The organism is Neobacillus niacini, assembly GCF_023715415.1.
Taxonomy (GTDB): domain Bacteria; phylum Bacillota; class Bacilli; order Bacillales; family Cytobacillaceae; genus Neobacillus; species Neobacillus niacini_C.
Genome location: NZ_JAMBOB010000007.1, coordinates 322,107 through 347,182, shown reverse-complemented (window position 1 = coordinate 347,182; position 25,076 = coordinate 322,107). Strand labels below are relative to the sequence as shown.

Here is a 25,076-nt window from a genome sequence, read left to right as displayed (position 1 = left end):
TGTCCTTCCGTAGATTGTTTGGTTTGGCGATTGAACAATACTACGATAGACATACTTTTTTATTTTTATTCATTTTTAGGGATAAGGAATTTTCCAAAGAGCCATCGCGGAGCGATTTCGTTCTTCTTATGGGCAAATGTGTTAGCACTGACCACAAGAACCGTCCCCATGGTCACATGGTCGCATCATCTCAATAATATTGCGGCCAAGTAGCATATTGATAATTTGGTTGATAATAAGCCGGTGCAGAATATCCAGTATTATGGTAGTTGTTTAAATACTGTGCATCTATTCTTCTATTCCTTCTTTCGCAGGATTTTGGTGGACCTATAAAAGTGGAAGGTTCAACTGGTTTAATTGCTTCTTTCCACTGGTTTTCATCGAGGCAATAGGCGTGGGCCATTATATCAGAGGGTGTCAACTTTAAGATATCTGATCCTAGAATGACTTCAGGGGTAGGTGCATTAAAAATCGCTAAAAGGTGTGTGTTATCAACAGTCGCCACCTCGTAGTGCCACCAACCATGAGGAACGTTCGCTACTTGACCAGGGGTAATCGGATAATTTTGAATTTGCTTGGTAAATGGATTCAAGATCGATACAACCGCAGCACCAGCAATGCAGTAAACGAGCTCAGCAGCATTCTGGTGATAATGTGGTTCTATCACGTTATTTGCGCTTAGAAAAATATCAAGTAAAGACACATTTTCGAGCGTATTAAGTTGGTTGATACCTAAAACATTAATGTAGTTCTGATTATCCTTTCTCATTACAGGGCTTGTATTTATATCAAAAGTGAATTGTGCCGAGGATGAGGAATAGTCCAAGTTCGTAGCCATTTAATTTCCTTCCTTCTTCTATAAATTTTTGCTACAAACTAATTTATGCACACTCCTTGGGGACGGTTCTAATGGTCATATTTGTTAGCAATGACCACAAGAACCGTCCCCATGGTCACCACCCATGGTCACATGCTTACTCTTTTTTTAACCAAACTAAATAGTTTCTTTAGTAAATAAATGGCGATTAGAAACATAAAGACAAAGTATTCTGGGATTTCCATTACTCGAAACGGGCTTACGGCATTACGCCAGGCAGTTTTCATTTCAAATCCTAACAAGAGGTCTATTCCGAAGGAACAACCGATTAATGTTGCGAGCATCACTAATGTAATACTGATTATTTTCATTTTTATCATCCTTTGTAAGTATGTTTCCTCTTTTCTTATGGAAGTGTGCTGGTACTTTTTAGAAAAATATGAATACCTTTTCTTTATTAGTGGAAAATAATAAAAAACCAGGAAAGGTTTAGTGACAATGTCTCTATTTTCCCTATCCAGAAAAATGAAAAAGTTAAAACTGCAAAAGAAAAATGCCCAGCAACAAAACGACCAGTTATCGAAAGCCATCCATAGCTCATTACAAGATCAGATAAATTACATTAAAGAAAAAACAGGGAATAGCATTGATATAGTCATCCGAAAATTGCAGCTTAAGGATGGCAAAGGTCCCGATGTAGCAGTTGTCTTTGTCGAAGGGATTTCAGATAGTAAGGCCATTAACGACTTTTTGATTGAATCGATTATTAATAAAAGTACTGTTCCGAGCAGCAGGCCCATTTTTGAAATCCTTTTTGAAAAGGTAGTAGCGCTTGGGGATGTAAAAGAAATTACGGATTGGGACAACTTGTACCTGTCCTTAATGTCTGGTGAAAGTATTATCCTGGTTGATGGTGCACAAAAAGCACTTAGTGCCAGTACAAGAGGCGGAGAGCAGCGTTCCATTGAAGAACCGGGGAGCCAAGTAACCGTCCGAGGTCCGCGAGATGGGTTCACTGAAAACATTCGTACCAATACCTCTTTAATTCGCAAACGAATTCAAAATCCTAATTTATGGCTGGAAAATATGAAGATTGGCAGCGTCACGAAAACTGATGTTTCCATTATGTATATAAAAGGCATAGCAAAGGATGAAATTGTCGAGGAAGTCCGGAATCGATTAAAAAGAATTGAAATTGACAGTATTCTTGAATCAGGTTATATTGAGCAGCTTATCGAAGACCAGGCATTTACTACTTTTCCAACTCTCTATCATACGGAAAGGCCAGATATGGTTGCCGGTAATCTCCTAGAAGGCAGGGTCGCCATCATTGTGAATGGAACGCCATTTGTCCTAATCGCACCGGCTGTTTTTATCCAATTTTTTCAGTCGGTAGAAGATTATTATGGCCGCGCTGATATTGCAACTGCACTAAGATTTTTAAGGATTTTAATATTCTTTATCTCGATTATTGCACCAGCTGCTTATATTGCCGTGACAACCTTTCACCAGGAGATGATTCCAACACAGCTGCTAGTTGCAATCGCTGCCCAGAGGGAAGCAGTTCCTTTTCCGGCATTGGTCGAAGCACTGATTATGGAAGTTGCTTTTGAAATCCTCCGTGAAGCAGGAATAAGGATGCCTAGAGCGGTAGGCTCAGCGATTTCAATTGTTGGTGCACTGGTTATCGGTCAAGCAGCCGTACAAGCAGGAATTGTTTCCCCTGCTATGGTCATAGTTGTAGCGATTACGGCCATTGCCAACTTTGCAACTCCTGCTTTTGCAGTGGCCATCTCTGCACGTCTCATTCGCTTTGGATTTATGTTCGCAGCTGCAACTTTTGGTTTTTACGGAATCATCTTGGGTATCATCATTCTAGCCATACATTTATGCAGCCTTCGGTCTTTTGGCGTACCTTATTTAACGCCAATGGCCCCCCTTATCCTGGCTAACATGGGCGATACAATTATCCGTTTGCCACTTTGGGCACAAAAAAAGCGACCAGCACTTATTAGCAGTGATAACTCGAATCGGGTAGGCGATCATCAGAAACCCTCACCTCCTGAAGGCAGGGGGATGGTCAACTCTGTTCTAGAAAAAGGTGACCAGGATGAAAATTAAAAAATTTTTGTTTTTCTTAGTAATTTTAGGTAATATCCTCCTTTTATCAGGTTGTTGGAGCAAAAAGGAATTAACCGACTTGGCTATTGTTGCTGCCTTAGGAATAGACAAGAACGAAGAAGGCAGATATGTTGGCACGATGCAAATTATCAATCCAGGTAACGTCGCAGGCGGTTTGCAAGGCGGCGGCGGGAGTCAGGGACCTCCCGTTTCCGTTATAACCGGAACGGGAGATAGTATTGTTGAGTTAAGCAGAAGGGCATCCCGTAAATTATCAAGAAGACTTTATTATGCTCATACAAATTTAGTTGTCATCGGTGAGGATCTTGCAAAAGAAGAATCAATCAGTACTATTCTCGATCCCCTTGAACGTGATGCGCAATTCCGGAGTACTGCAATCATTGTGATCGCCCAGGGATCGAAAGCTTCCGACATTGTTAAAGTGTTAACAGCAATCGATAAAATCCCATCAAATAAAATAATCAAAACGTTAAAATTCACTGAAAAGACATGGGGAGAAAATATCACTGTTAATATGCAAGATGCGGTAAAGATGCTTGTCTCGCCTGGTAAGGAACTGGCTGTTTCGGGTTTTCGTTTAAGCGGAGATGTAGATAAAGGGAAAAAGATGGAGAATACTCAGGAAACAGAACCCTCTTCATCGCTTTACGCAGGGAGTCTTGCGATATTTAAAAATGGGAAGTTAACCGGGTGGATTGATGGTGAGACAGCAAGAGGATCTGTAATCCTCCTCGACAAATTAAATGCATCTGCATTTGGTGTAAAGTGGGAAGGAAAAGACGAAGCTATAATATATGAATTAATCAGACAAAAAACAAATGTAATGGTAAAAATGGAAAAAGGAAAGCCTCGCGTTTCAATCGAGGTGCAGGCGGAGGGAAATATTGGTGAGGCAAGTGTGTCCACAGACCTTAATAATCCTGATGTTCTTTTAAAAATAGAAAAAGAAATAGAAAAGAAAATAAAAAAAGAGATTACGATGGCTTTAAAGCAGGCCAAAAAAAATAAGTCAGATATTTTTGGTTTTGGAGACGCTCTTCATCGCTCAAATCCTGAAGCTTGGAAAAAAATGAAGTCTGAATGGAATGATGTTTATTTTCCAGAAGCTAAAGCAGATATCGTAGTTGATGCCTTTATTCGTCGAACAGGATTACGTAACATCCCCCACCAAGTTAATAAGTAATAAGTTAAAAAGGATGAAAAGGATGTGACAAAAGCGTGGAAAAGGCAAAAATAAGCTTATACCAGCTTTTTGTCCTAATCATGTTATTTGAGCTCGGCAGTGCGATTTTGGTACCTTTGGCAAGTGATGCCAAACAAGACGCCTGGATGGCCATACTGGTTGGAATGTTTGGAGGTCTATTCTTATTCTGGATAAATTACCGCTTATTTCTTTATTATCCAGAGTTAACCCCCCCGGAATATATGCAAAAGCTGCTTGGAAAAATACTAGGTACATTCCTTGCCTTTTGTTATATTATTTTGTTTATGTATTCGGCAGCCAGGGTACTTCGCGATTTTGGAGAAATGCTCCTGACCTTTGCCTACCTTGAAACTCCCTTATTTATTGTAAATGCTTTATTGATGCTGGTTATTATTTATGCTATTAGAAAAGGTATTGAGGTTGTGGCAAGGACAGGAGAATTATTTTTCTTTTTTATCTATTTCCTTGCTATTACTGGTTTTATTCTAATTCTATTCTCTGGGCTCATTGATATGAATAATTTAAAACCGATACTAGAGCAAGGCATTTCACCTATAGCGAGAGTAGTTTTAACTCAATCCCTATATTTTCCATTCGGTGAAGCAATCGTTTTTTCAATGATTTTCCCCTATTTAACAAACAAAAAAAAAGGGAAAAAAATAGGGCTTTTTGCAATAGGACTAAGCGGAATTAATCTTGCCATTACCATGGCGATTAACATTGGTGTGTTAGGTGTTGACCTTACTGCCCGCTCGCAATTTCCGCTTTTAAGTACCATTCAAAGTATACAAGTGGCAGAATTTTTGGAACGTCTTGATGTTTTTTTTATGATATCTACCGTCATCTGTATTTATTTTAAAGTAAGCATCTATTTTTATGCAGCCGTTGCAAGCACTGCGGTCATATTTAAGATAAAAGAACCTTCAAAGTTAACATATCCAATGGGGATGGTTATTTTGTTCATGTCTGTTACAATCGCAAGCAGCTATGCTGAACATTTAAAGGAAGGGTTAAAATTTATTACAACCTATTTGCACCCGTTCTTCCTTATGGTTATTCCCTTACTACTCTTAGGAATAGCCTTTCTAAAAAACCGGAAGGGGGGACCTGGGGGAGGGTTCTGATGGTCTTTTTTTCACTTGAGTACTGGTCAAAATATAGTGAGACACCTATTCAAGTAACTACGAAGAACCGTCCCCACGGACACACGGTCATCCTTTGATTTCAGCCTCAACTCTGCTCATGAACTCTTCGACGGCGCTATATCCTTGCTGCTTTAGGTACCAGTTGTTTGCGGCTGCTTCGATTAGCCCTGCCACGTCACGGCCAGGCTGAAGTTGGATTTCCATTGTCGGGATTTTCACTCCCATATAGTCGGTGTAATGATATTCCTGTTCTAGGTCATTGTATAAGGCGTCCTTCTCCCACTTTGTCAAATGGATATCAAGGGAAATTCGTGTTTCATCCTGGAAAGCCTTCCGACCATATAACCGGACCACATTTAACAATCCAATACTACGGAGAGCCAAAAACTCCCTCGTCTTTCCATCATGTGTCCCCAGAATGGTTTGCGTACTCAGCTTCTTTAGGACCACGACATCATCCGAAACAAGCCGGTGTCCACGGCGAATGAGTGTGTGGGCCGTCTCGCTTTTTCCTACCCCCGAATGACCACGCAGTAAGATTCCAATACCAGACACATTCATACAAACCCCATGAACGGTCATTTCTGGCGCCAGTTCTTTCACCAAAAATGCATCGATTCTCGTGATAAACTCGGAAGTGGTCTCAGGCTGACTTGTCACTAACAAGGGAATCCCCTGCTCGGTGCAATGGTGAATTAAATAAGTTAGCCCTTCCTCACCAGCGGTTACAATAAAACAGGGCGGATGATAGTGAACAATATTTCCAATTCGAATTTTCCGTTCATCTTTACTTAACTTATGTAAATAGGTGATTTCCTTTTTTCCTAGAATCTGAATTCTCTCTGTAGGAAAAAAGTCAAAGTGTCCTACAAATTCCAGTCCCGGTCGATGCACCTGTGATTGTGTAATGGCTTCTTGCAACTGTTCTTCCCCAGCCAATATCTTCAATGAAAACCTTTGAACCAAGCTCTCTACTGTTACTTTTTTCAACCTTTACTCACGTCCTATTTGTCTTTTATTACTAAGATTATACTGAAGTTCATTGGAAACGTCATCCATTTAGGAAAACACTAGTCTATGCGATTCCTGAATTAATAGGAGGAAAACTGCAAATAATGATTAAATAGGTCAGGAGGCATCAGAATGGGTACATGTGAGCTTTGTGAGCGTGAGGATGTGGAGACAACGGTTCACCATCTGCTGCCGAAAGAGATGGGTGGGACATTTGGGGCAAAGGCAAATTTGTGTATCCCCTGCCACAAGCAGATTCATGCCCTATATACAAACGCCGAAATCGCTGCACGTTTAACAACCATTCCAGAGCTAAAACTTGATGCCCAACTTTCAAGCTTCATTAAATGGATACGCAAACAGCCTTCCACCAAACTAATGAAAATCAAAAAGTCTAACGACCGGAAACGGAAGCGTTAGACTTTTGATAAGCTAGAAGGTGGATTTTAAAGCGTCTAGACATACTTGGCCCAATAATAGATAACATACACCCAACTCAAAAGTCCGTGGAAGATCGCCCAAGGGATTGACTTCCATGCAGTATAGGATATAACGATAGCCAAGCATGTTCCGAACGAGATTCCTTTTTTAATAGAGGATTCTACCTTGCGAGTCCGCTCACTTTTCTCATAACCATATTCATTCATAATAATAGCCCCCTATGGATTGCTTATTCGTTCCTTTCTTTTTAAAATCAATGTAAAAAATAGTAATATCCACTGAATATATTCAAAAAAACTCTTATTTATCCTACTAATAAAAATCCATTTTTAACCCAAATTTATTATCCCTACAAACACAATATGCCAGGCAGGCAGCCTGGCTTGGGAAAATAAATTACTTCAATAGAAAAAACAACATCATCAACAAAACCGATACACCTTGTCCAATGCCAAGCCCAATCAGCCATTTTTTCAACTGACCTTCTCTTCTTACACCACGCTCGACACTTAGCTTCAACTCTTTCTGAACACCTTGTCGAATTTGCATAACCTCATCACGCAACTGCTCGATTTCCACCTTGTACCTGGATTCAGCGGAAGCAATCTCGTGTAAAATCACACCTAGCCGATCACTCACCACTTCATATTTCACATTCAGAGCGGAAGTCTGCTCACTCAACTGAACCTGAAGATCCAGTATACTTTTCACGATTTTATCCGTTTCCCCAACGATAAAATTGCGATCCTCCGGCTGAAACCCTTTCGCATCCGCTAACAGCTTTTCCGTTCTTTCCAAATACTCCTGATATTGCTGGTGCCAAAAGGCAATCTTCTTTTCCAGCACGAGGATATTCTCATTGAACAGTTCCATCCCGCGGCCAAACATCTCCGTCTGTGGGGTGATGAGTGTTTCCTTTAACTGCTCGCTCACCTTTACAGGGAAATTGTCCATCGATTTCTTCATCGTTTCAATCGTTTCATAGACTTCTCCATTCAGTTCCGAAATCGTTTCTTCCCGGTCCTTCATCAGCTTCTTCAGGTCATCATAGAAAAGTTCGTTGTTGATTTTTTTCAATGATTGAATGGCCTCAGTATATTTCTCATCCATGGTATTAGAAGGTTTCATTTCCAATAATCCTCTCCGCTTGCTTTAAAATTATTTGGCTGTACTGGTGATACGCCCAACGTTCCTCATCAGAAGCATCCCGTGCTAACAACTTCTCCTGCCAGCCTGAAACAGCTCTCACAAACTCTTCTTTTAAAATATCCTCCAGCAGCTTAGGTCGCAGCAAACCCTGTTCCCATTCCGGCTTCGCTCTACCTACCTGATTTTTAAGCTCTACCATACGCTCTTTCATTTGCCGATTCTTTACCTGCAGCTCTAGTACCTTTTCATCTGCTAAACGTTTTTGCTCATGCTTACGATCCCATAGCTGCATCAATTCTTCTTTCGCATTTCTCTGAAACTGGTTAATCTGGCTAAGATAATACTCATAGACAATACTGTTATTCCATTCTAACGTTCCAAGCGCAATCCAATAATCCTCTTCAAAATTCCCTGGCTTTAAATATTGATCAAGGCCCCTGCCATGCTTCAAATCTACTTCCACTACCGGCGGGTTGGTAACAAAATCGAACTTGACGGCAGAAGCGATTGTTTCAATGCTCCTTGTCAACAACAGCCAAGCCTCGGCGAGCTGCCTTTGATAAAAATCAAGCATGTCACTCTCAACCAACTGATAGCTTCCCATCAACTTGGAAATCCTCCGCTCCTTAAAAACCACCTGATCCTTTTTATCAAAAGTAAACTGGTCATCCAATCCACACCGGAACTTCTCAAACTGAATTTCATCTAAGGACTTAGCTCCACTCTCGTAAGCCGCAAGCTCCTTTTGCAAAACATCAAGCGTCGGCTCCAAATCCTCGAGACTTCGCTGATTTTCCTCCACGTCTTCTTCCAGCGTGTTCAGCTCCAGCTCCATCCGTTCGAGGTCGAGCTTCTTCTGTTGGTACATGCTATGCTCGCTGTTTTTAATCTCTAGAATTCGCTCTTCAGTTGTACTTAGCTCAAGATTCTCCGCATACGTTTCACCATCAAAGCGCTTAATTGCATCGTAAATCCATTGATCCTTTTCTACTTCAAGCTTCGTTAGCAATTCGGTGACCAAACTTGCACTCACCATCCATTTCATCCTATTAAACTACTTATTTCCATTTTACTACACTTCCTCGCAGACTTCGACAATTGTGTCCATGGGGACGGTTCTCTTGGTCACATTGAGATGGACCACGAGAACCGTCCCCACGGTCCAAAAAAGGATATTTGCAGCAAAAGGAGAATGTATTAAGAGAGTAATAATCTGTGGATTAGAGGGAAATGAAATGATTATATTAAAAGATGTGACTAAAGAAAACTGGATTGACATTATCAGACTTAGCAGTGCAGAAGACCAACGAAACAGAGTCTTCGAAAAGACCATTGCCTCAAACTGTTTATCCTTGGCACAGGCCAGTATGGAAGAGAATTGGACAGCGAAAGCCATTTACCAAAATGATACGCCCATAGGCTTTACTATGTATGGGTATTCGGACGAACTTTCTGGCTATGAAATTTGCAGAATTATGATTGATTACAAGTTTCAAGGAAATGGTTATGGGAAGCAAGCCTTACTATTAGTCATAAAAGAAATGGGTATACAATTTAAGTGTGACGAGATATTTATAACCTTTGTTCCTGAAAATAAAATAGCAAAACAACTGTATGTATCCGTAGGTTTTAAAGATACCGGCAAAGTAATAACCGCTGTTGAAGATGAATTAATCTTTTCTCTTAAAAGTAAGAACCCATTACAGCAGACTTGAAAACAACAAAGGGAGAGGGGCATAATTGCTCCTCTCCCTTCCTCTTAACCTCAGCGGACCAGCAGAACCGTCCCCACGGACACGAGTCATCGAACATTCATGTCGTTTGGATGTGATCCTTTTCGTCGATTGCGATTAAGTTTATTGATTTGGACGATTTCATTCGCAGACAGTTCGAAATCAAATACGTTAAAGTTTTCTTCGATTCTTGATGGTGTTACAGATTTCGGAATGACGATGGTGTTGTTTTGTAGATGCCAGCGCAGCACCACTTGTGCTGGAGTTTTGCTATGGGCTGCAGCAATTCCTTGAATGACTTCGTCTTGCAGCACCTCGCCTCCCTGTTCAAGCGGGCTCCAGGCCTCTAAAAAGATATTATGCTTGGCACAAAACTCTTTTAACTCATTTTGAGCAAGGTATGGATGACACTCCACTTGATTCAAGACCGGCACGACTTCACATTCTTTTAAAATTCGCTCTAAATGTTCAATTTCAAAATTACAAACCCCAATTGCCTTCACTCGGCCATCATGATAAAGCTTTTCTAGAGCCTTATAGGTATCAACATATTCATCATAGTTAGGTGTTGGCCAGTGAATCAAATATAAATCCACATAATCAAGGCCAAGTCTATCCAAGCTTTCATCAAAGGCACGTAAGGTTTTATCGTAGCCTTGGTCACTATTCCAAACTTTCGTTGTAATAAATAACTCTTCACGAGGAACGGAGGACTCAGCGATTGCCCTTCCCACGCCCTTTTCATTTTTATAAATCATCGCTGTATCAATAGAGGTGTAACCCACTTTTAGTGCAATCGCTACTGCCTCTGTCGCTTGATCATCGGGAACCTGCCAAACACCAAATCCCAGCTGCGGCATTTTCACGCCATTATTTAAAGTGACAAAATTCATGCTACATTCTCCTTTACAACCTATATGTATTTATCCCTGTAATCGTATCATACCTGTTATTATATGCACCATTTTTTGCCTTTTTATTCATCGTACAACTTTCACTTAATGGGGATATGATTTTGAAAAATAGGGAGAGAATACATATATTGGATTATTAATGAATCATAGGGAGTGTAAAGATGATTTCTTTAAAAGGAAAAAACGCGATTATCACTGGAGCAGGCAGAGGAATTGGCCGTGCTACGGCAATTGCTTTAGCCAAAGAAGGCGTTAATCTTGGTTTAATTGGCTTAAATATGACCAATCTGGAAAAAGTGGCAGCTGAACTAGCACCATTTGATATCAACGTATCTGCAGCCACCGCCGATGTAGCGGATTTAACGTCCGTTCAACATGCGATAGAGCATATACAATCGGACCTAGAGTCGATAGATATTTTAATTAACAACGCAGGGATTGCTAAATTTGGCGGCTTTTTAGAATTATCCCCTGAAGAATGGGAAAACATTATCCGCGTGAACGTAATGGGTGTTTACAATGTTACAAGAGCGGTCTTACCGGGAATGATCGAACGGAAATCCGGTGATATTGTCAATATCTCATCCTCGGCAGGGCAAAAAGGTGCTCCGGTTACAAGCGCATATAGTGCATCCAAATTCGCTGTCCTCGGGCTGACAGAATCGCTCATGCTAGAAGTAAGAAAACATAATATCCGTGTCACAGCATTAACACCAAGCACAGTAGCCACGGACCTAGCTTATAACACAAATCTAATTACGGGAAATCCAGAAAAAGTAATGCACCCAGAAGATCTAGCCGACCTAATCGTCTCAGGATTAAAACTTCACCCAAGAGTCGTCCTAAAAACAGCCGGACTTTGGTCAACGAATCCATAACCATGTGACCAAATAACCATAGGTGACCATAGGGATGGTTCTCAAGTACCAAATAGGACCACAAGAACCGTCCGAGATCACTGAAAAAGTCCATTTTTGAAAAACAAGAAGGCAATTACCTACTATATGTAGATAACTGCCTTCTTGTATTTATTATATACTGATGAAAATTCATGTTCATTGTTTAAATTAACGACTTTTTCAGTAGTCTCGAACCGTCCCCACGGTCACCCATGGTCTTTTGGTAGAGAGATAATTGACTTAAACAAGTCTCCGTCGACTTGGATGGTGAATTTACCTTTTTGGATGTCGATGAGGCTTTCAGCGATGGATAGTCCTAGTCCGCTGCCTTGACTGGTTCTGGATTCGTCGCCTCTTTTAAAACGCTCCATTAGTTCGTTTGCTGAAATATTTAACTCGTAAGCAGAAATGTTCTTGAAGGTGAGTAGTACTTCGGCTCCCAAATCTTCGACATCAATGTACACCCGTGACCCTTGTAGCGCATATTTAAAAATATTGGATAAGACGTTCTCGATGGACCTCCAGAGCAATTTCCCATCAGCTGCTACATATACCTTTTCCTTAGGATAATTGAACTTAAAAGCTAAACCAGAGTCTTCAATTTTATCACCGACCTCGCCAAGCCCTTGTGTGATTAAGGAGACAATATCGATACGCTCCAATTGAACTGGAATACTTCCGCTGGAGGCCTTAGCCGCTTCAAATAAATCATCGGTCAGAATCTTTAACCTTTTCGATTTTTGATCCAGTACTTCGACATATTCCTCTGCTTTTGATGAAAGCTCTTCTTTTTTCAATAAATCAACATAGGTAATAATCGAAGTGAGTGGTGTCCTGATATCATGAGATACGTTGGTGATGAGCTCGGTTTTTAACCGCTCACTTTTCAGTTCGCTATCAACGGCCTTATTCAACCCATCGGTGATGCTATTGATATTAGCCGCAAGTTTTGCGAACTCTCCCTTTCCGCCAACATCGATGCTATGATGAATATCTCCATCTTTTATCCTCTCTACCCCTTCTTTAATCGCCTGGAATGACTTGACTCTCTTAAAAGCAACCCATGCGGCCAGACCCAAGGTTACCGGGAACATAAAAAACGTTGCCGCAACCAATAACGGATACCCGATGACAATCAATACCGTCTTGACCCCAACATTTCCGCTATCATAAACATTTTTAATAAATTGAAAGAGCCTATAGAATATTCGATAAATCAACGTATGCGTGAAGAAGGTTTTATTCTTGAAATGCTTCACGAGCGATAGAATCAGCAGAAATACTGCTGCCGCAAACGGGACCGTAATCGGAATCACCATGTTTTCGATGTTAGGGGAAGCGAACTCCTCTAACAAAATCACCCAAAAACACACTAAGCCTATACCTAGCAGGATAGTCAAATCAACATACAATCTATCAACTGCATGCATATGCAACTCTTTATCCTTTAATGATTTTCTGCCGATCACGAGCACAAGATACACAAACGAAAGGATAAATCCTGCTAAGAACGCTAATAATCTATAAAAAACAGCCTTAATAATGACTTTATTTTCTTTCCATTCTTCTATTTTTTCATTTAAAAATTCCTTTGTAAAAGCAACCGAAACAACATGGTTTTCCTGATCCAACTCATCTATTCTGTCTGTAATCCAATAGAAATGTTCATTCTCTCTTATTTCTTTTGGATAGATCTCTCTTTTATATTCCTCAAACATCATATAGGAAGGATACGTTTCAAACATTTCTCTTCCTGTCGTTGTATTGGTATACTCATTCACACCATCACTTGCATAATAAAGTGGTGCCTTAACCTCTTCTAGGCTCTGCAATAGTAAATGGTATTCTCTTAAATCACTCTTTATTAGCCTATCCTTCACCTGCTCGATTTTATCGGCATATTCGGATTTAAACTTTTCATAGTTTTCCGCTTCACTAGCATTTGGATTGTAACTTTTGGATTGAGACGAAAAATCGAAATATAAGGGCTCCACTTCGGCTCTAACTTCTTCCTCCGTTATACTCCCGCCATTTAGTATATGTTCCTCACTCTTATACTCCCCAAGCAGTCTCGTTAGATTGCTAACAATCCTCTCCGTTTCCTGCACATATGCCTTACTTAAAAAATAGTCTTCTTCAAAAACGATACCAAGATTGCCATCATTAACTACCTCAACATCTACAAATGCTTTGACGACACCTGTAAAACAGGTAATCATGATCATAAAAACAATGATTTTTGTTGTAATCGAGTGACTATATTTTTTCCACTTTATATCCAACTCCCCACACCACCTTCAAATATTTTGGCTCTTTCGGATTGATCTCGATTTTCTCTCTAATTTTTCTGATATGTACGGTCACTGTATTTTCCGGGCTAAACGCCGCTTCATTCCATACCTTCTCATAAATTTCCTCGATGGAAAAAACCCTTCCAGCGTTAGCTGTCAAAAGCTTTACAATCTTATACTGTACCGGTGTAAGGTGTACCGCTTCACCATCGACGGTGATTGTTTTACTTTCATCATCAACCATAAGTCCCCCCGTTTGATAAACATGACTCTTGGTTTCAAGCCCTCCAAAAGTGGTATATCTCCGCAGCTGTGACTTCACTCTGGCGATGAGCTCTAATGGATTAAACGGCTTGGTGATATAGTCATCCGCTCCAATATTTAATCCTAAAATTTTGTCGTAATCCTCAGATTTGGCCGAAAGCATGATCACTGGAATTTTATTATCCTCTCGAATCTTCATGGTGGCCCGAATTCCATCCATCCTTGGCATCATGATATCCATGATAATAAGATGAATCTCCTGTTGATCAATGATGTCGATGGCCTCCATGCCGTCAAAAGCCTTAAATACTCGATACCCTTCATTTTCCAAATAAATCCCAATTGCATCCACAATCGCCTTATCATCATCACAAACCAATACGTTCATGAATCCTATCTCCCCTTTTTTGCTTCTAAAATCATCATACCCATCAAATCTTAACAAACGCTATATGTAAATCTTAAGATTTTCTTAGCTTTAAAGAAAGCCTGGACACAATTTCGCTCCATAGAAAAGAGACTGACGCTAGTGCCAGCCTCTTAATCCTAATGGTTTAACTAATTGATTTCAGACAAAAAAATCGAAGGGAGACGGCTTTATTCGTCTCCCCCATTTTTCGTATCCTTCTTTTAAGGAGACCGTAATAGGTCCGCCAGATTAATCACAGAAAGCAAATGCACCAATAATGATTAATAAAATAAACAACACGATTATAATGATAAAAGGATCGCAACCACGTGTTTGAACACATGGAGAACCATAGCCGTAATGCATTTGAGCCTGGGGTAGTACATTAGCCCCCATAGTATAGGACGGAATCATATTATCCATCGTAACACTTCCTTTCATTTGCGTAGAGCTGATAAGCCAATACACGATATCATATACACGCCAAAGGAAATTTGAGCCCGTCTAGATAAAAAAATATGGGTGCATGATGTTAGGAACGAAGTAGATGGCGGATGATTATAGAAAAGACCCTCCTGAAAAAAGAGGGTCTTACTCAGGATTGAATATGATTTGAGAAAATGGAAAATACTTTATGCATAATGAATAATAAACCGGATAGGGGTTCTGAACATGCTGATGGAGCATTTAATTCTGGTTGCCATGTGGCTTTTTGGCTTTGTTGGCTTGATTCTGTTTATTCCACGCAAAGATCGTCGCAAGGGATTCTTGGCATTCTTACTATTTCAAGGCATCATTTGGCTTTGCGATATGCCTGCTTTTAAATTTGATTTATTAAGGGCACCTATACGAGAGTTACCAAAAGCGACGGATCTCCCTCTTACCATCGATTATTTTTTTTACCCGGTATTGTTTGCGATATTTTACGTACATAGACCAGTAAAGGGCAGTCTATGGTCGAGATTTACCTATTTTCTTGTTTGGATTTCTGGCAGCGCTTTGTTTGATATTGTTATCGAAAGATATACAGATTTAATAGAATATGAATTCTTGAAGTGGTATGGAATGTGGATTTACATGGGGTTTCTCTTTTACGTAAGCAAAGTCTGCTGTAATTGGTTCTATAAGGACAAATCCCTTTTTCATGCGGAGCGGTGGGAAACCAATGAGAATTGAATGGTGGATTCTACTATCTGTGTATGTATTGGCAACAGGAATTCTTTTTTTCATACCTAAAAATAAACTTCGACTTGCGGTAGTGGCTTTTTTGGCCCAACAGGTCATTACGTTTCTTACAGGTTTAGTGGTCGTAGAGTGGGGACTGCTTGAATATCCTGTTAGATTTTTTCCTACGGTCAACCGTACGAGCTTCACGTTTGAGTATTATGCTTTTCCAGTTATATGCGCCGCCTTTAATGTCTGGTATCCCAACCATCGAAGTACGCTTATTCAATGGGGGTATTACGTTGGATTTAGCACCGTTTTAACTATCGCTGAAGTGATAATCGAAAAATACACCGACCTCATCACCTACCTACACTGGGAATGGTATATCAGTTGGATTACAATAGGTCTTGCGTTATATCTAGGACGTCTATTCTGTGTCTGGTTCTTCAAGGGGTGACCATGAGGGCGGTTCTCATGGTCTTTTCTATGTTTAGTGAGACCACTAGAACCGTCCCCACGGTCACATTACCAGGAAACAACAATCCATTCATCTTGTTTTTCGATTGAATAGTCATCGCCAAATTCTTGCGGTCCTATCAATTGAATGCTTTCTCCCGTTTGAGCCACGAGATTGATACTTTTGATAAGTTTCTCTGCAGATTCCCCTTTGTCTGCCATCAAATCACATAGAATATCGATATGGTTTTGCGTAGCACTCGCAACCCCCGTACTCATACCGACGAGCACCTCTTCCTCTTTCACAATCGCAAAAACATCAGAATACGGAATCGCATAAAGTGCTGCCCCATGTTTCTCCGCGACATTTGTCCAATCTTGAAATTTTTCATCTTCCATCAAATTAATATATTTCTCTTCTCCGATTATTATAAAATCCTCATCATAAATTTCTTGCTTTTCATCCACTAGGGGTTCAGGTGATAGGGTTTGAATTTCATTTTCCTCTACTTTTACCGTCTCAGAAGTAAGTAAACTTTGCGTTTCGACATTGCTATTATTTTCACTGCTTATCAGTTGAATATCTTGATTACTCTCTATCCATTCATTTTCAGTAATCAACTGAGTTGGTTCCAAGGTAATCGTTTGTGGAGATAATTCATCGGTAGTATCTACCTTTCTCTGAGAAACATCCTCAGAAGAACATGCAGCCATTAACATCAAAAAAGTAATCAAAATTAAACCCTGCTTCATCTTTCATTACCTCCCAAAATCATCTCTACTATATAAACGTTTTAAAATTGGAAATGTTCCCTATTTTCTTAAAAATAGTCCAATAGTTACAGTGCAGAAATTTCTAATCTCTTTTTTAATACCCGCATCTCCATTGAACTAAACCACCAATTTTCGTGGACTTATAAACCAGCTTAGAGAGGGGAACATAACGTTGATTCAATAGGCGAATCCTGAAAATTTTTTACTTTCAGAATAGTCACGTAAATGTTACTATTAAATCATTAATAGAATAGATAGAGACGCAAGGTCACAGTTCTAACAAGATACTATACATTGGCTGAATTACCAGCTTAATCATTCAAAGGGAGTGTTTTATTTGAAATTCAAATCCATCCTTTGTTTCTTTCGCAGACGACATAAGTACAGCTATTACACTAGTAAATGCATCAGATGTGGAAAAATTAGTAAATCCTTGTGACCAAAGGGACGGTTCTGTACTGACCCCCAAAAGTTAGAGTGAAATTCTGACTTTTGGGGTGTTTTTTATGGGCAAATATAGTGATGAATTTAAACTTTTGGTGGTAAGAGAATATTTGGAAGGAAAACTAGGATATAGAGCACTCGCCAAGAAACATGGGATTAAGGCGAAATCATCCATTGACCGATGGGTGAAAGTTTATGAGAAGTTCGGTCAGAAAGGGATAACGAGTAAGAAGCATCCTGAAACTTATCCTGTTCAATTAAAGCTCGATGTATTAAGCTTTATAAAAAGAACAGGTTCTTCAGAAACTGATGCAGCCCTTCACTTTGGGCTAACAAACCCTACAATTATATCCTTATGGAAAAAAGCATTTTCAGAGGATGGGAGCGAAGGCCTGGAAAGACCGAAAGGACGACCGCCCATGACTGATAAAGCTAAGAGTATAAAAGGAAAACAAGTAAAACAGAGCGAAATGGCATACGAACAAAAATTGGAACGAGAGAACGAGCTTCTGCGTTTAGAGGTAGAATACTTAAAAAAGTTGCGAGCTTTTCAGATGGATCCGAAGGGCTATCTCGAAAAGCACAAGCAGCGTTATCATTCGAACTCAAAGAAACCTTCAAACTAAAAGATGTTTTACAAATAGTCGGCATTCCCGAATCCTCCTATCATTATCATATAAAAATAATGAATAAGGAGAATCCGGACCTTGATCTAGAGAAACTTATTCAATCCATTTTCCAAAAACATAACGGAAATTATGGTTATCGTCGTATTCAACTAGAATTGCAAAACCGTGGGGTTGAAGTGAATCATAAGAAGGTGCAGCGCATCATGAAAAAACTCGGACTCAAAGGTGATAAATTCAGATTAAAATCACGCAAGTTCAGTTCATATAAGGGTTCAATTGGAACTGTTGCCAAGAACCTTATCAATCGCCGTTTTAAAACAAATGTGTGTCACCAAAAATTAACCACAGATATTACTGAGTTCAAGTGTTCAGATGGAGTAAAACTGTATCTAAATCCAATTATGGATATGTTTAATGGAGAAATTCTATCGTTCGGGATAGGGAAGCGTCCAACCTTAGAACTAGCTCTCACTCCCCTTGAGGAAGCATTAGAAATAGTAAGAGATTCAAAGTATAGAACAACTATACATTCTGATCAAGGGTGGCACTATCAACATAATAAATGGGTGAAAACGCTCAAGAAAAATAAGGTATTCCAGAGTATGTCACGTAAAGGAAACTGTCTAGATAATTCTCCCATGGAGAACTTTTTCGGGTTACTAAAACAAGAAATGTATCATGGGGAACCAAGGTGCTCTTTTGAGGAGTTAAAAAAGCGAATTGAAGAGTATATCTATTATTATAATAACGAGCGCATAAAGCAAAAATTGGCAGGCATGAGCCCGGTTCAATACCGTACCCATACCAGCCAATTGGCTGCTTAAAATAAAACTCTAACTTTCGGGGGTCACATCATTCTCCCGGTCTTTTTTTTTCACAAAGACCACAAAAACATTTCCCACGGTCACGTCCTGAGTACTAATTCCTCGATTAATTTGATAAGGAAAGGGTATTATTAAATTGAGGTGAAAAAATGAAAGTTACTCTTACTATAGACGCAAAGCAACAGCTTATAAATGTGCTGGGAGAAAATTCAACTGTTAAACTCAATCAAATCCGAACTACTGGCTGAGGGGCCACGTATATGTACGAACTTGCTCAGGTTGAGCAGATAAATGATGAAGAAATATTTAAAGTCGAAGCCATTACCATCCTAATCGACCCATTGGTGATTAGCCATCTAGATGGAGATATCGTAATCGACCATAAGAAGAATTATGGATTCATTCTTAAAAATAATTATGAAATCTTAACTTTTGGAATGAAATTAAATAAAAAATTTTAATAACAGGAAAAGCCACTGGTTTCAAATTCTGAAACAGTGGCTTTTTCGCTCAACACGTTCAACGTGGAGGGTTCTTGTGGTACTTATCATTAGCGATAAACACAAGAACCGTCCCCACGGTCTTCACAGTCTTTTTCACTTATCTTTCTACTAATTCTAGCTTTTCACCATTCGGACCTTCGAAAAAGGCAATTTGGACTGTACCGTTTAAAATGCTTCGAGGTTCTTCATCTACTAATTTGACACCCGCTTCTTTAAAGCGTACGAGCTCCGCTTCAATGTTTTCAACCGTAAAAGCCAAGTGATTCACGATTCCTTCGTTTTCAACCGGACCTCCGTAGATAAGTTCAACCTCAACACTCGGCTGCTCTGGAAAAAATAAAAAAGCAAGCTCAATACTGTCATTTAACCACTCTCTATTTCTTAACTCTAAACCGAGGATGTTTTGATAGAACGCCAAAGACTCGTCCATATCCTTAACCATAATCCCCACATGTTCCATTTTCATAATGCATTCCTCCTAATGTAAAAGTGCCATAGGGACGGTTCCTACGAATCACCCAATTTACTACCAAATACTAACCGCCGACTACATTTTTTCGTGATCGCTGCCCCAGCTAAAAATTCTTATCTACTAAGAAACCCGAAGAAAAAAAGACCAGCAGAACCGTCCACACGGTTCACCCCAGCACTAATTTCTCAATAGCATAGGCCACACCATTCTCATTATTGGACAATGTATGGAATTGAGCCACTTCTTTCACAACTGATACTGCATTGGCCATTGCCACTCCACATCCAGCATACTCAACCATACTTAAATCATTTTCGCCATCGCCGATACAGATGACCTCTTCCTGCTTAATCGAAAGTTTTTCGGCAAGTAGTCTTACTGCATTTCCTTTGCTGACACTTGGGTCAAGGATTTCCAGGAAGAACGGAGTACTTTTAACAAACGTATATTTATCCCAGAATGATTCAGGTATGTTTGCAATGGTCGTATCTAAACGTTCCGGTTCATCAATAAACATGACCTTCGGAATCAGCATGTCCTTTTGCACTTCATCAATTGGCCGATAATGGATAGGAATTTGATTGATATGAGCTTCATGAATGGTGTACCGACTTATCTCTTTATTTGGTGTATAAAGATTTTCTGTATCAAAGAACTGGAACGGAGAATGAAGCTTAAGACTTAATTCATATAGTTCCTTTAAGTTTTCATAGTTTAAGGTAATTTGGGATTCTACATCCTTGGTGTATGTATTTTGCACAAGAGCACCATTAAAGGTAATCACAAAGTCCTCTTCGTCGTTTAACTTCAATTCCTCAATAATCGATTGAACACCAACAATTGGCCTCCCCGTACATATTACCACCTTCACACCTTTAGCCTTAGCAGCTTGAATGGCATCATTTACTTCCTTAGTAATTTCCTTTCGATCATTCATCAGCGTTCCATCTATATCGATAGCGATTAATTTATACAACTCTGCTCCTCCTGTTCTGTATCCAGGGTGTCCATGGGGACGGTTCTCCCGGTCATTTAAACAAAAACATGACCACAAGAACCGTCCCTCCGGTTCCTCGCTTCCCTTCTATACTACAAGAAGCCAAATTAATAATCCAGATTGGTTATTGGGAAATCATCTAAAGTAATACAAAAAATCAGATTTAAAAAATGAGAATTGCTTCCTCTATTTACATTGCGGGAATAATAGAAGACCAATTAAAAAACTCCCTTTTGCCAAAATTGCAAAAGGGAGTTTCTAGTTAATTATGCATTTTTTGCCCTTCTAGTAAGGAGCAGGGCAAGACCAAATGCGACTAATGTGAATCCTGCAGCCAACCCATTATAGAGGTTAGAAGCTGTATTCGGAAGATTGTTACCCGTCTGTCCGGTTGTTTCATGGACACCCACAGTTTCCCAGTCTGGAAATTTGAGAAAGCTGTTATTATTAAGTTAAATAATATGTGTAGAACTGTTCCTTCACATGAGCATTTGTATCTAATCAAATTAAAGGAAGGATCTCATCCATGTGCAAGAAACCCCTTCCATTACAGTGTTTTAATAGCCCAAATAACCCGTTAACACTAAATCATTACTCGACAATTTTCTTAGTGCACAAAACAAACAAACGCTTCATTAACAAAACGTAATGCAATTTTAAACAAACGTTTAGTTAACTTGAATTCTACTAATCAAACGTTTGATTAAATAGCGCAAGAACACTTTGATATATGAGTTTTTGCATAATATTAAGAGAGGAACTTGTCGGAAAAAAGGTATAACATTTTTGATGGCTCTCCAAAACTGACAATAGAAACTAACAAACGATACAACCTGACAAACTTCTATTATTTTGAATACCATCTAGACGTTTGATTAAAAGTTCCCTAAACCCTTTTGAAAAAAGAACTTTTACCTGTTTTCTTGGAAATATCATGTCGATGAAAAATCTCTTACTTCTTGTTATAAAGCTTTCGGTCACCATAAACACTACGTTAAAAAGCCATCAGGACCGTCTCACTGGAAATCAAAGCTCCTTCATATAAACCGCTGTCTGCGAATGTGTCCTCATTCCCACTTGTTGATATAAACGATTAGCATTAGTTAGGCTATCGCTGTCGACATACAAAAGAATCGTTTTTTGATTAAGCTGGTAAGCGGTCTCAAAGGTATGCAGCAGCAACGCTCTACCGATTCCATGCTTTCTATATTCACGCTTTACGCCCACTAAATCAATAAATAATCCATCCTCCTGCATCCTGCTCATGAGGAATCCAACAGGCATAGAATCCTTCCATACAAGAAACCAAAGACTTGGATCATAACCGTCTCCCTTTTTTTGAGTAATCCATGTGGTAAAGTCTTTCTTGGTGTATCCCCATGTATCCTGGAAAGTTTCATCATAAATCGTGAATATTGCTTCTTCATCTTGATCGGGTTGAAAAGTTCGTAACGTTATCCCCTCTGGTAATGGCTGCTGATTTGGCTGCTCTTCTAACTGAATTTTCATTCGTTCATATAGCCTGCTAAATTGATATCCCCTATCCTCAACCAATTTTCTAGCAGCAGTATTGGAAAAAGAAAGTTGGATCATTAACGTTTGCTTACCAGCTTTCCCTTTCGCTAGGGCATTGGCCCGCTCCTCCACCTTCTTTAATAAAAGCGAACCAATCCCCTGATTTTTAGACTGTGGGTGGACAAATACGCAAGTATCCATTCTGTTAGCCCCTGTTACCTCAACAAAACCATACCCAAGGATTTCATTCGTCGCCGAAACGGCAATCCATGCATCAGTTTCAATGGGAATAGAATTCCACATATCCAGTACATCGGACAAGTTAATATCCGGTTCCCCGATGTCCTCGATATCACACAATGCCACCAAATCCGTAATAGCTTGGGCATCTTCTACTGTTGGATGTTTAATCATAAAATTTTGTTCTTTTTCCATCTAGTTCTCTCTCCCTTAATCCTGGAACCGCGGGGACGGTTCTCATGGTCTTTTTAGTTAGCTGTGACCACAAGAACCGTCCCCATGGACACACTAATGTTCAAGAATATACTCAAAATCATTCACTGTATAAAACGGATAGATGGCGTACCGAGGGATTTCGAGTATATGCTGGGATGGATTTACGTATCCCGGCTCTACGGTAAAGCCCATTTTAATATTCAATTCTTTTAGAATATCTAAGGTAGTTGTCGTGTACTCTCCATAGGGTGCGGCAAAGGCCATTGAATGACCGATCCATTCATTGGCTTTGATAAGATTTTCTTTTACTTTCGCCCGATCATAGGCTTCTACATACGACACTCCATCATCATTCCTATCGTGAAAGGAATGTGTATGGTTTCCATAATCAAAGACATCACTGGCTTCTTTCAATTCCTCAATACTGGCATATTGGAGAAAGGCAGAGTCATAGTCAACGGTTCGATTTGTAATGAGTCCCGTAATGATGAAATCAACAGCATAAAAACCATGCTTTTTCAAAACAGGATACGCAAATTCAAACACGTTCTTAAAGCCATCATCAAATGTAATTAGTACACTTTTGGCTGGAACCTTTTTCTGGTTGGTCATAAACCCTTCAAACTCTTTTAACGATAAAACCGTATAATTTTCATCCTTCAAATAGTCCATTTGCTTGGTAAACTCTTCGAGCGTCAAGACCATTTCATTGATATCGCCATCTTCTGTAAAATGATGTTTTTTCAACTGGCTCTCCGGAATAATTTGGTGATACATGAGGACCGGTACGTTGTCGGCATACTCCGGAGCAGAAGAAAAATCACGATTAACCGTTAGAAGAGCTGTGTTCATATCACTTAATGACTGTTTGGCTGCCACAGGCGGCAGAGCGAAGTTGAGAACATAATCGTAAAGTAGATAACAAAGAGGGCCGAAAATAGCTAAGAAAAAGACGGTAAATAATAGATTGGAGACCGCATATTTCTTCATTTCCTTACCCCCCGAGTGTATCTTTAACACTTGCTTTTACCCCGATATCAAGCATAATTGGCTCCCCAATTCGCTCTGAACGGCTCCATCCATCTTTATCAAAGAAATAGAGGATGGTTCCAATCGTTACAAAAAACAATCCTGTGATTCGATAGAAAATCACTTCAACCGGAAGAAATACAATCAATGTAATAAAGTCTCTTAAACTATAAAAATGCCCAAATCTTCTGGAAACTAACAGCGTAGCAATATCCTGCATAATGGCCAATACAATCGACATAAGTAAGAGAATGAGGGATAGTTTCAAGTGGCTCATCGTGGCAAGAACGATAATGGGAACCATTAGGGTTGGATAAGCAGACACCGTTCCGAGTAAAAAAGAATCTACTAATAAATAAGTGGATACCTTGAAATTCATTTTTCGATAAAATGACTTTCGGTAGGTAATGACGCAGTCGATAAACGCTTTTTGCCAACGGATTCGCTGCCTGTATAAATTCTTGAAGCTTGCAGGACATTCCGTATAGCAAAAGGCTTCAGGCACAAAAACAATCCGTTTTCCTTTTAAAACAGTCCCGATTAATTCTTGGATTCTGAGGGTAATGTCCATATCTTCGCCCACCGTTTTTCGGTAGCCTTTTGCTTGAATCAATATATTTCTTCGAAAAGCTCCAAATGCCCCAGCGATGACCGTCATCGAGCCAATCCTTGATTGGGTGGTTTTATGTAAATAAAACGCGCTCAAATATTGAACGACTTGATAGCGAATCAGGCCAGGCAGTTTAAAACAAGGAATTAATTTCTGCCCACTGCGTTTAAATCCTTGGACAATGTTCACCAATCCACCAGCCGCTACGACAGACTCATCGGTAAACGTCAGGTTCATTTCGTTTAATGAATTAGGCTCAAGAATGCTATCTGCATCAAGCGTAATCACGATTTCATTCTTGGCAAAATCGATTCCAGCATTTAGTGCATCGGCCTTTCCGCCATTTTCTTTATCCACCACCCAAATATAAGGATAGATTTCCGACTGGTAAACCTCCCTTACCTCTCCATGTTTCAGCACTCCCTCTTTTGGCCTTGAGGTTTTCGCAAGATTAAGGTGTTTATGCAAAGTTTCAAGTGTGTCATCGGTGGAGCCATCATTGATAAACAGAATCTCTAAATCCGTGTAATTCACATGGAGAATACCCATCAGACAGTTTTCAATTACAAGTGTCTCGTTATAGGCAGGAATCAAAATGCTAATTCCCTTCTCTTTTGTTGGATAATCTCTCTTTTGCGCTCTGCTTGTATAAAGTGGAATAAAAATATAGAGGGTATGGAATACAATAAAAAGGCAGAATAGCGTCATCGTGATTGTTAACATCATAGAATCTTCCTCCAACTTTTTCGAAAGGGTCTTGCGAAGTATAATAAAGAGTCTG

Annotated in this window: 27 protein-coding genes; 11 read left to right on the top strand and 16 right to left on the bottom strand. The window is 39.6% G+C overall.

The annotated features are described in order from the left end of the window. Window positions 1-190: 190 nt before the first annotated feature. Together M3189_RS18720 and M3189_RS18715 are read right to left on the bottom strand one after the other, a co-directional pair. Complete coding sequence (locus M3189_RS18720; RefSeq protein ID WP_251636428.1) at window positions 191-838, bottom strand: cupin domain-containing protein; 648 nt, start codon at window positions 836-838, stop codon at window positions 191-193. A gap of 128 nt (window positions 839-966) precedes the next feature. After that, complete coding sequence (locus M3189_RS18715; RefSeq protein WP_251636426.1) at window positions 967-1,188, bottom strand: hypothetical protein; 222 nt, start codon at window positions 1,186-1,188, stop codon at window positions 967-969. Between the two features lie 127 nt (window positions 1,189-1,315). On the opposite strand from M3189_RS18715, the gene M3189_RS18710 reads away from it, so the two are divergent. Genes M3189_RS18710 through M3189_RS18700 form a run of 3 tightly spaced genes read left to right on the top strand, consistent with a single transcriptional unit; the run spans window position 1,316 to window position 5,287 of the window. Continuing rightward, window positions 1,316-2,938, top strand: coding sequence for a spore germination protein (locus M3189_RS18710; protein WP_435368101.1), 1,623 nt, complete (start codon window positions 1,316-1,318; stop codon window positions 2,936-2,938). Then, window positions 2,928-4,142 (top strand): Ger(x)C family spore germination protein, encoded by a 1,215-nt coding sequence (locus M3189_RS18705; RefSeq protein ID WP_251636423.1) that lies wholly within the window; start codon window positions 2,928-2,930, stop codon window positions 4,140-4,142. Before M3189_RS18710 ends, M3189_RS18705 begins: the two co-directional genes overlap by 11 nt. Before the next feature lie 35 nt (window positions 4,143-4,177). Next, window positions 4,178-5,287, top strand: a complete 1,110-nt coding sequence (locus M3189_RS18700; RefSeq protein WP_251636421.1) for a GerAB/ArcD/ProY family transporter — start codon at window positions 4,178-4,180, stop codon at window positions 5,285-5,287. 87 nt (window positions 5,288-5,374) lie between these two features. On the opposite strand, the gene hprK is transcribed toward M3189_RS18700, so the two are convergent. Next, window positions 5,375-6,298 (bottom strand): HPr(Ser) kinase/phosphatase, encoded by a 924-nt coding sequence (gene hprK / locus M3189_RS18695; protein WP_251636418.1) that lies wholly within the window; start codon window positions 6,296-6,298, stop codon window positions 5,375-5,377. A 153-nt stretch (window positions 6,299-6,451) separates the two neighbouring features. On the opposite strand from hprK, the gene M3189_RS18690 reads away from it, so the two are divergent. Beyond that, window positions 6,452-6,739, top strand: coding sequence for an HNH endonuclease (locus M3189_RS18690; protein WP_251636416.1), 288 nt, complete (start codon window positions 6,452-6,454; stop codon window positions 6,737-6,739). Between the two features lie 417 nt (window positions 6,740-7,156). Here M3189_RS18690 and M3189_RS18685 read toward each other — a convergent pair whose 3' ends face one another. Both M3189_RS18685 and M3189_RS18680 read right to left on the bottom strand, forming a co-directional pair. Continuing rightward, window positions 7,157-7,870 (bottom strand): hypothetical protein, encoded by a 714-nt coding sequence (locus tag M3189_RS18685; protein ID WP_251636407.1) that lies wholly within the window; start codon window positions 7,868-7,870, stop codon window positions 7,157-7,159. A gap of 4 nt (window positions 7,871-7,874) precedes the next feature. Then, complete coding sequence (locus M3189_RS18680) at window positions 7,875-8,954, bottom strand: hypothetical protein (RefSeq protein ID WP_251636405.1); 1,080 nt, start codon at window positions 8,952-8,954, stop codon at window positions 7,875-7,877. 190 nt (window positions 8,955-9,144) lie between these two features. Between M3189_RS18680 and M3189_RS18675 the strand changes: the two genes are divergently transcribed. After that, on the top strand, window positions 9,145-9,624 hold the full coding sequence (locus M3189_RS18675) for a GNAT family N-acetyltransferase (RefSeq protein WP_251636403.1): 480 nt from the start codon (window positions 9,145-9,147) through the stop codon (window positions 9,622-9,624). 86 nt (window positions 9,625-9,710) lie between these two features. On the opposite strand, the gene M3189_RS18670 is transcribed toward M3189_RS18675, so the two are convergent. Beyond that, complete coding sequence (locus M3189_RS18670; protein WP_251636402.1) at window positions 9,711-10,535, bottom strand: aldo/keto reductase; 825 nt, start codon at window positions 10,533-10,535, stop codon at window positions 9,711-9,713. Between the two features lie 182 nt (window positions 10,536-10,717). Here M3189_RS18670 and M3189_RS18665 point away from each other — a divergent pair, with 182 nt between their 5' ends. After that, the gene (locus tag M3189_RS18665; RefSeq protein WP_251636399.1) at window positions 10,718-11,434 is read left to right on the top strand and encodes a 3-ketoacyl-ACP reductase; all 717 of its coding nucleotides are present in this window, start codon (window positions 10,718-10,720) and stop codon (window positions 11,432-11,434) included. Between the two features lie 227 nt (window positions 11,435-11,661). On the opposite strand, the gene M3189_RS18660 is transcribed toward M3189_RS18665, so the two are convergent. The 3 genes from M3189_RS18660 to M3189_RS27210 all read right to left on the bottom strand — a co-directional run bounded on the left by M3189_RS18660 (window position 11,662) and on the right by M3189_RS27210 (window position 14,887). Then, window positions 11,662-13,737 carry a sensor histidine kinase gene (locus M3189_RS18660; RefSeq protein WP_251636397.1) on the bottom strand — a complete coding sequence of 692 codons (2,076 nt, stop codon included), beginning with the start codon at window positions 13,735-13,737 and terminating at the stop codon, window positions 11,662-11,664. Beyond that, complete coding sequence (locus M3189_RS18655; protein WP_251636396.1) at window positions 13,712-14,398, bottom strand: response regulator transcription factor; 687 nt, start codon at window positions 14,396-14,398, stop codon at window positions 13,712-13,714. Before M3189_RS18655 ends, M3189_RS18660 begins: the two co-directional genes overlap by 26 nt. A 270-nt stretch (window positions 14,399-14,668) precedes the next feature. After that, entirely contained in the window at window positions 14,669-14,887 is a 219-nt protein-coding gene (locus M3189_RS27210) for a YjcZ family sporulation protein (RefSeq protein WP_353057441.1), read from the bottom strand. Between the two features lie 204 nt (window positions 14,888-15,091). Between M3189_RS27210 and M3189_RS18645 the strand changes: the two genes are divergently transcribed. Beyond that, window positions 15,092-15,595 carry a CBO0543 family protein gene (locus M3189_RS18645; RefSeq protein WP_251636393.1) on the top strand — a complete coding sequence of 168 codons (504 nt, stop codon included), beginning with the start codon at window positions 15,092-15,094 and terminating at the stop codon, window positions 15,593-15,595. Beyond that, window positions 15,585-16,043, top strand: coding sequence for a CBO0543 family protein (locus M3189_RS18640; protein WP_251636392.1), 459 nt, complete (start codon window positions 15,585-15,587; stop codon window positions 16,041-16,043). The genes M3189_RS18645 and M3189_RS18640 overlap by 11 nt, the downstream gene beginning before the upstream one ends. 68 nt (window positions 16,044-16,111) lie before the next feature. Here M3189_RS18640 and M3189_RS18635 read toward each other — a convergent pair whose 3' ends face one another. Beyond that, entirely contained in the window at window positions 16,112-16,795 is a 684-nt protein-coding gene (locus M3189_RS18635) for a hypothetical protein (RefSeq protein ID WP_251636389.1), read from the bottom strand. A gap of 527 nt (window positions 16,796-17,322) precedes the next feature. On the opposite strand from M3189_RS18635, the gene M3189_RS18630 reads away from it, so the two are divergent. From M3189_RS18630 to M3189_RS18620, 3 genes are all read left to right on the top strand, one after another. Further along, complete coding sequence (locus tag M3189_RS18630) at window positions 17,323-17,886, top strand: helix-turn-helix domain-containing protein (RefSeq protein WP_251632902.1); 564 nt, start codon at window positions 17,323-17,325, stop codon at window positions 17,884-17,886. Then, window positions 17,787-18,713: an IS3 family transposase gene (locus M3189_RS18625; RefSeq protein WP_251636474.1), complete on the top strand. Its 927-nt coding sequence runs from the start codon at window positions 17,787-17,789 to the stop codon at window positions 18,711-18,713. Before M3189_RS18630 ends, M3189_RS18625 begins: the two co-directional genes overlap by 100 nt. A gap of 260 nt (window positions 18,714-18,973) precedes the next feature. Beyond that, window positions 18,974-19,174, top strand: coding sequence for a hypothetical protein (locus M3189_RS18620; protein ID WP_251636387.1), 201 nt, complete (start codon window positions 18,974-18,976; stop codon window positions 19,172-19,174). 139 nt (window positions 19,175-19,313) lie between these two features. Here M3189_RS18620 and M3189_RS18615 read toward each other — a convergent pair whose 3' ends face one another. The 6 genes from M3189_RS18615 to M3189_RS18595 form a co-directional block, all read right to left on the bottom strand. Further along, the gene (locus tag M3189_RS18615) at window positions 19,314-19,682 is read right to left on the bottom strand and encodes a VOC family protein (RefSeq protein WP_251636385.1); all 369 of its coding nucleotides are present in this window, start codon (window positions 19,680-19,682) and stop codon (window positions 19,314-19,316) included. A 172-nt stretch (window positions 19,683-19,854) separates the two neighbouring features. Next, the gene (gene yidA, locus M3189_RS18610; RefSeq protein ID WP_251636376.1) at window positions 19,855-20,664 is read right to left on the bottom strand and encodes a sugar-phosphatase; all 810 of its coding nucleotides are present in this window, start codon (window positions 20,662-20,664) and stop codon (window positions 19,855-19,857) included. A 287-nt stretch (window positions 20,665-20,951) separates the two neighbouring features. Then, the gene (locus M3189_RS27205) at window positions 20,952-21,095 is read right to left on the bottom strand and encodes an LPXTG cell wall anchor domain-containing protein (protein ID WP_353057440.1); all 144 of its coding nucleotides are present in this window, start codon (window positions 21,093-21,095) and stop codon (window positions 20,952-20,954) included. Between the two features lie 616 nt (window positions 21,096-21,711). Beyond that, window positions 21,712-22,635 (bottom strand): GNAT family N-acetyltransferase, encoded by a 924-nt coding sequence (locus tag M3189_RS18605; protein WP_251636374.1) that lies wholly within the window; start codon window positions 22,633-22,635, stop codon window positions 21,712-21,714. Window positions 22,636-22,728: 93 nt separating this feature from the next. Further along, complete coding sequence (locus M3189_RS18600; protein ID WP_251636372.1) at window positions 22,729-23,646, bottom strand: polysaccharide deacetylase family protein; 918 nt, start codon at window positions 23,644-23,646, stop codon at window positions 22,729-22,731. Window positions 23,647-23,650: 4 nt separating this feature from the next. Further along, entirely contained in the window at window positions 23,651-25,021 is a 1,371-nt protein-coding gene (locus M3189_RS18595) for a glycosyltransferase family 2 protein (protein WP_251636370.1), read from the bottom strand. Window positions 25,022-25,076 lie beyond the last annotated feature (55 nt).

What these genes read in the sequence shown, in the direction of transcription:
- M3189_RS18720 (WP_251636428.1), bottom strand. Translation starts at nt 838, where the DNA reads ATGGCTACGAACTTGGACTATTCCTCATCCTCGGCACAATTCACTTTT.
- M3189_RS18715 (WP_251636426.1), bottom strand. Translation starts at nt 1,188, where the DNA reads ATGAAAATAATCAGTATTACATTAGTGATGCTCGCAACATTAATCGGT.
- M3189_RS18710 (WP_435368101.1), top strand. Translation starts at nt 1,316, where the DNA reads ATGTCTCTATTTTCCCTATCCAGAAAAATGAAAAAGTTAAAACTGCAA.
- M3189_RS18705 (WP_251636423.1), top strand. Translation starts at nt 2,928, where the DNA reads ATGAAAATTAAAAAATTTTTGTTTTTCTTAGTAATTTTAGGTAATATC.
- M3189_RS18690 (WP_251636416.1), top strand. Translation starts at nt 6,452, where the DNA reads ATGGGTACATGTGAGCTTTGTGAGCGTGAGGATGTGGAGACAACGGTT.
- M3189_RS18685 (WP_251636407.1), bottom strand. Translation starts at nt 7,870, where the DNA reads ATGGATGAGAAATATACTGAGGCCATTCAATCATTGAAAAAAATCAAC.
- M3189_RS18680 (WP_251636405.1), bottom strand. Translation starts at nt 8,954, where the DNA reads ATGAAATGGATGGTGAGTGCAAGTTTGGTCACCGAATTGCTAACGAAG.
- M3189_RS18675 (WP_251636403.1), top strand. Translation starts at nt 9,145, where the DNA reads ATGATTATATTAAAAGATGTGACTAAAGAAAACTGGATTGACATTATC.
- M3189_RS18670 (WP_251636402.1), bottom strand. Translation starts at nt 10,535, where the DNA reads ATGAATTTTGTCACTTTAAATAATGGCGTGAAAATGCCGCAGCTGGGA.
- M3189_RS18665 (WP_251636399.1), top strand. Translation starts at nt 10,718, where the DNA reads ATGATTTCTTTAAAAGGAAAAAACGCGATTATCACTGGAGCAGGCAGA.
- M3189_RS18655 (WP_251636396.1), bottom strand. Translation starts at nt 14,398, where the DNA reads ATGAACGTATTGGTTTGTGATGATGATAAGGCGATTGTGGATGCAATT.
- M3189_RS18645 (WP_251636393.1), top strand. Translation starts at nt 15,092, where the DNA reads ATGCTGATGGAGCATTTAATTCTGGTTGCCATGTGGCTTTTTGGCTTT.
- M3189_RS18640 (WP_251636392.1), top strand. Translation starts at nt 15,585, where the DNA reads ATGAGAATTGAATGGTGGATTCTACTATCTGTGTATGTATTGGCAACA.
- M3189_RS18635 (WP_251636389.1), bottom strand. Translation starts at nt 16,795, where the DNA reads ATGAAGCAGGGTTTAATTTTGATTACTTTTTTGATGTTAATGGCTGCA.
- M3189_RS18630 (WP_251632902.1), top strand. Translation starts at nt 17,323, where the DNA reads ATGGGCAAATATAGTGATGAATTTAAACTTTTGGTGGTAAGAGAATAT.
- M3189_RS18620 (WP_251636387.1), top strand. Translation starts at nt 18,974, where the DNA reads ATGTACGAACTTGCTCAGGTTGAGCAGATAAATGATGAAGAAATATTT.
- M3189_RS18615 (WP_251636385.1), bottom strand. Translation starts at nt 19,682, where the DNA reads ATGAAAATGGAACATGTGGGGATTATGGTTAAGGATATGGACGAGTCT.
- M3189_RS18605 (WP_251636374.1), bottom strand. Translation starts at nt 22,635, where the DNA reads ATGGAAAAAGAACAAAATTTTATGATTAAACATCCAACAGTAGAAGAT.
- M3189_RS18600 (WP_251636372.1), bottom strand. Translation starts at nt 23,646, where the DNA reads ATGAAGAAATATGCGGTCTCCAATCTATTATTTACCGTCTTTTTCTTA.
- M3189_RS18595 (WP_251636370.1), bottom strand. Translation starts at nt 25,021, where the DNA reads ATGATGTTAACAATCACGATGACGCTATTCTGCCTTTTTATTGTATTC.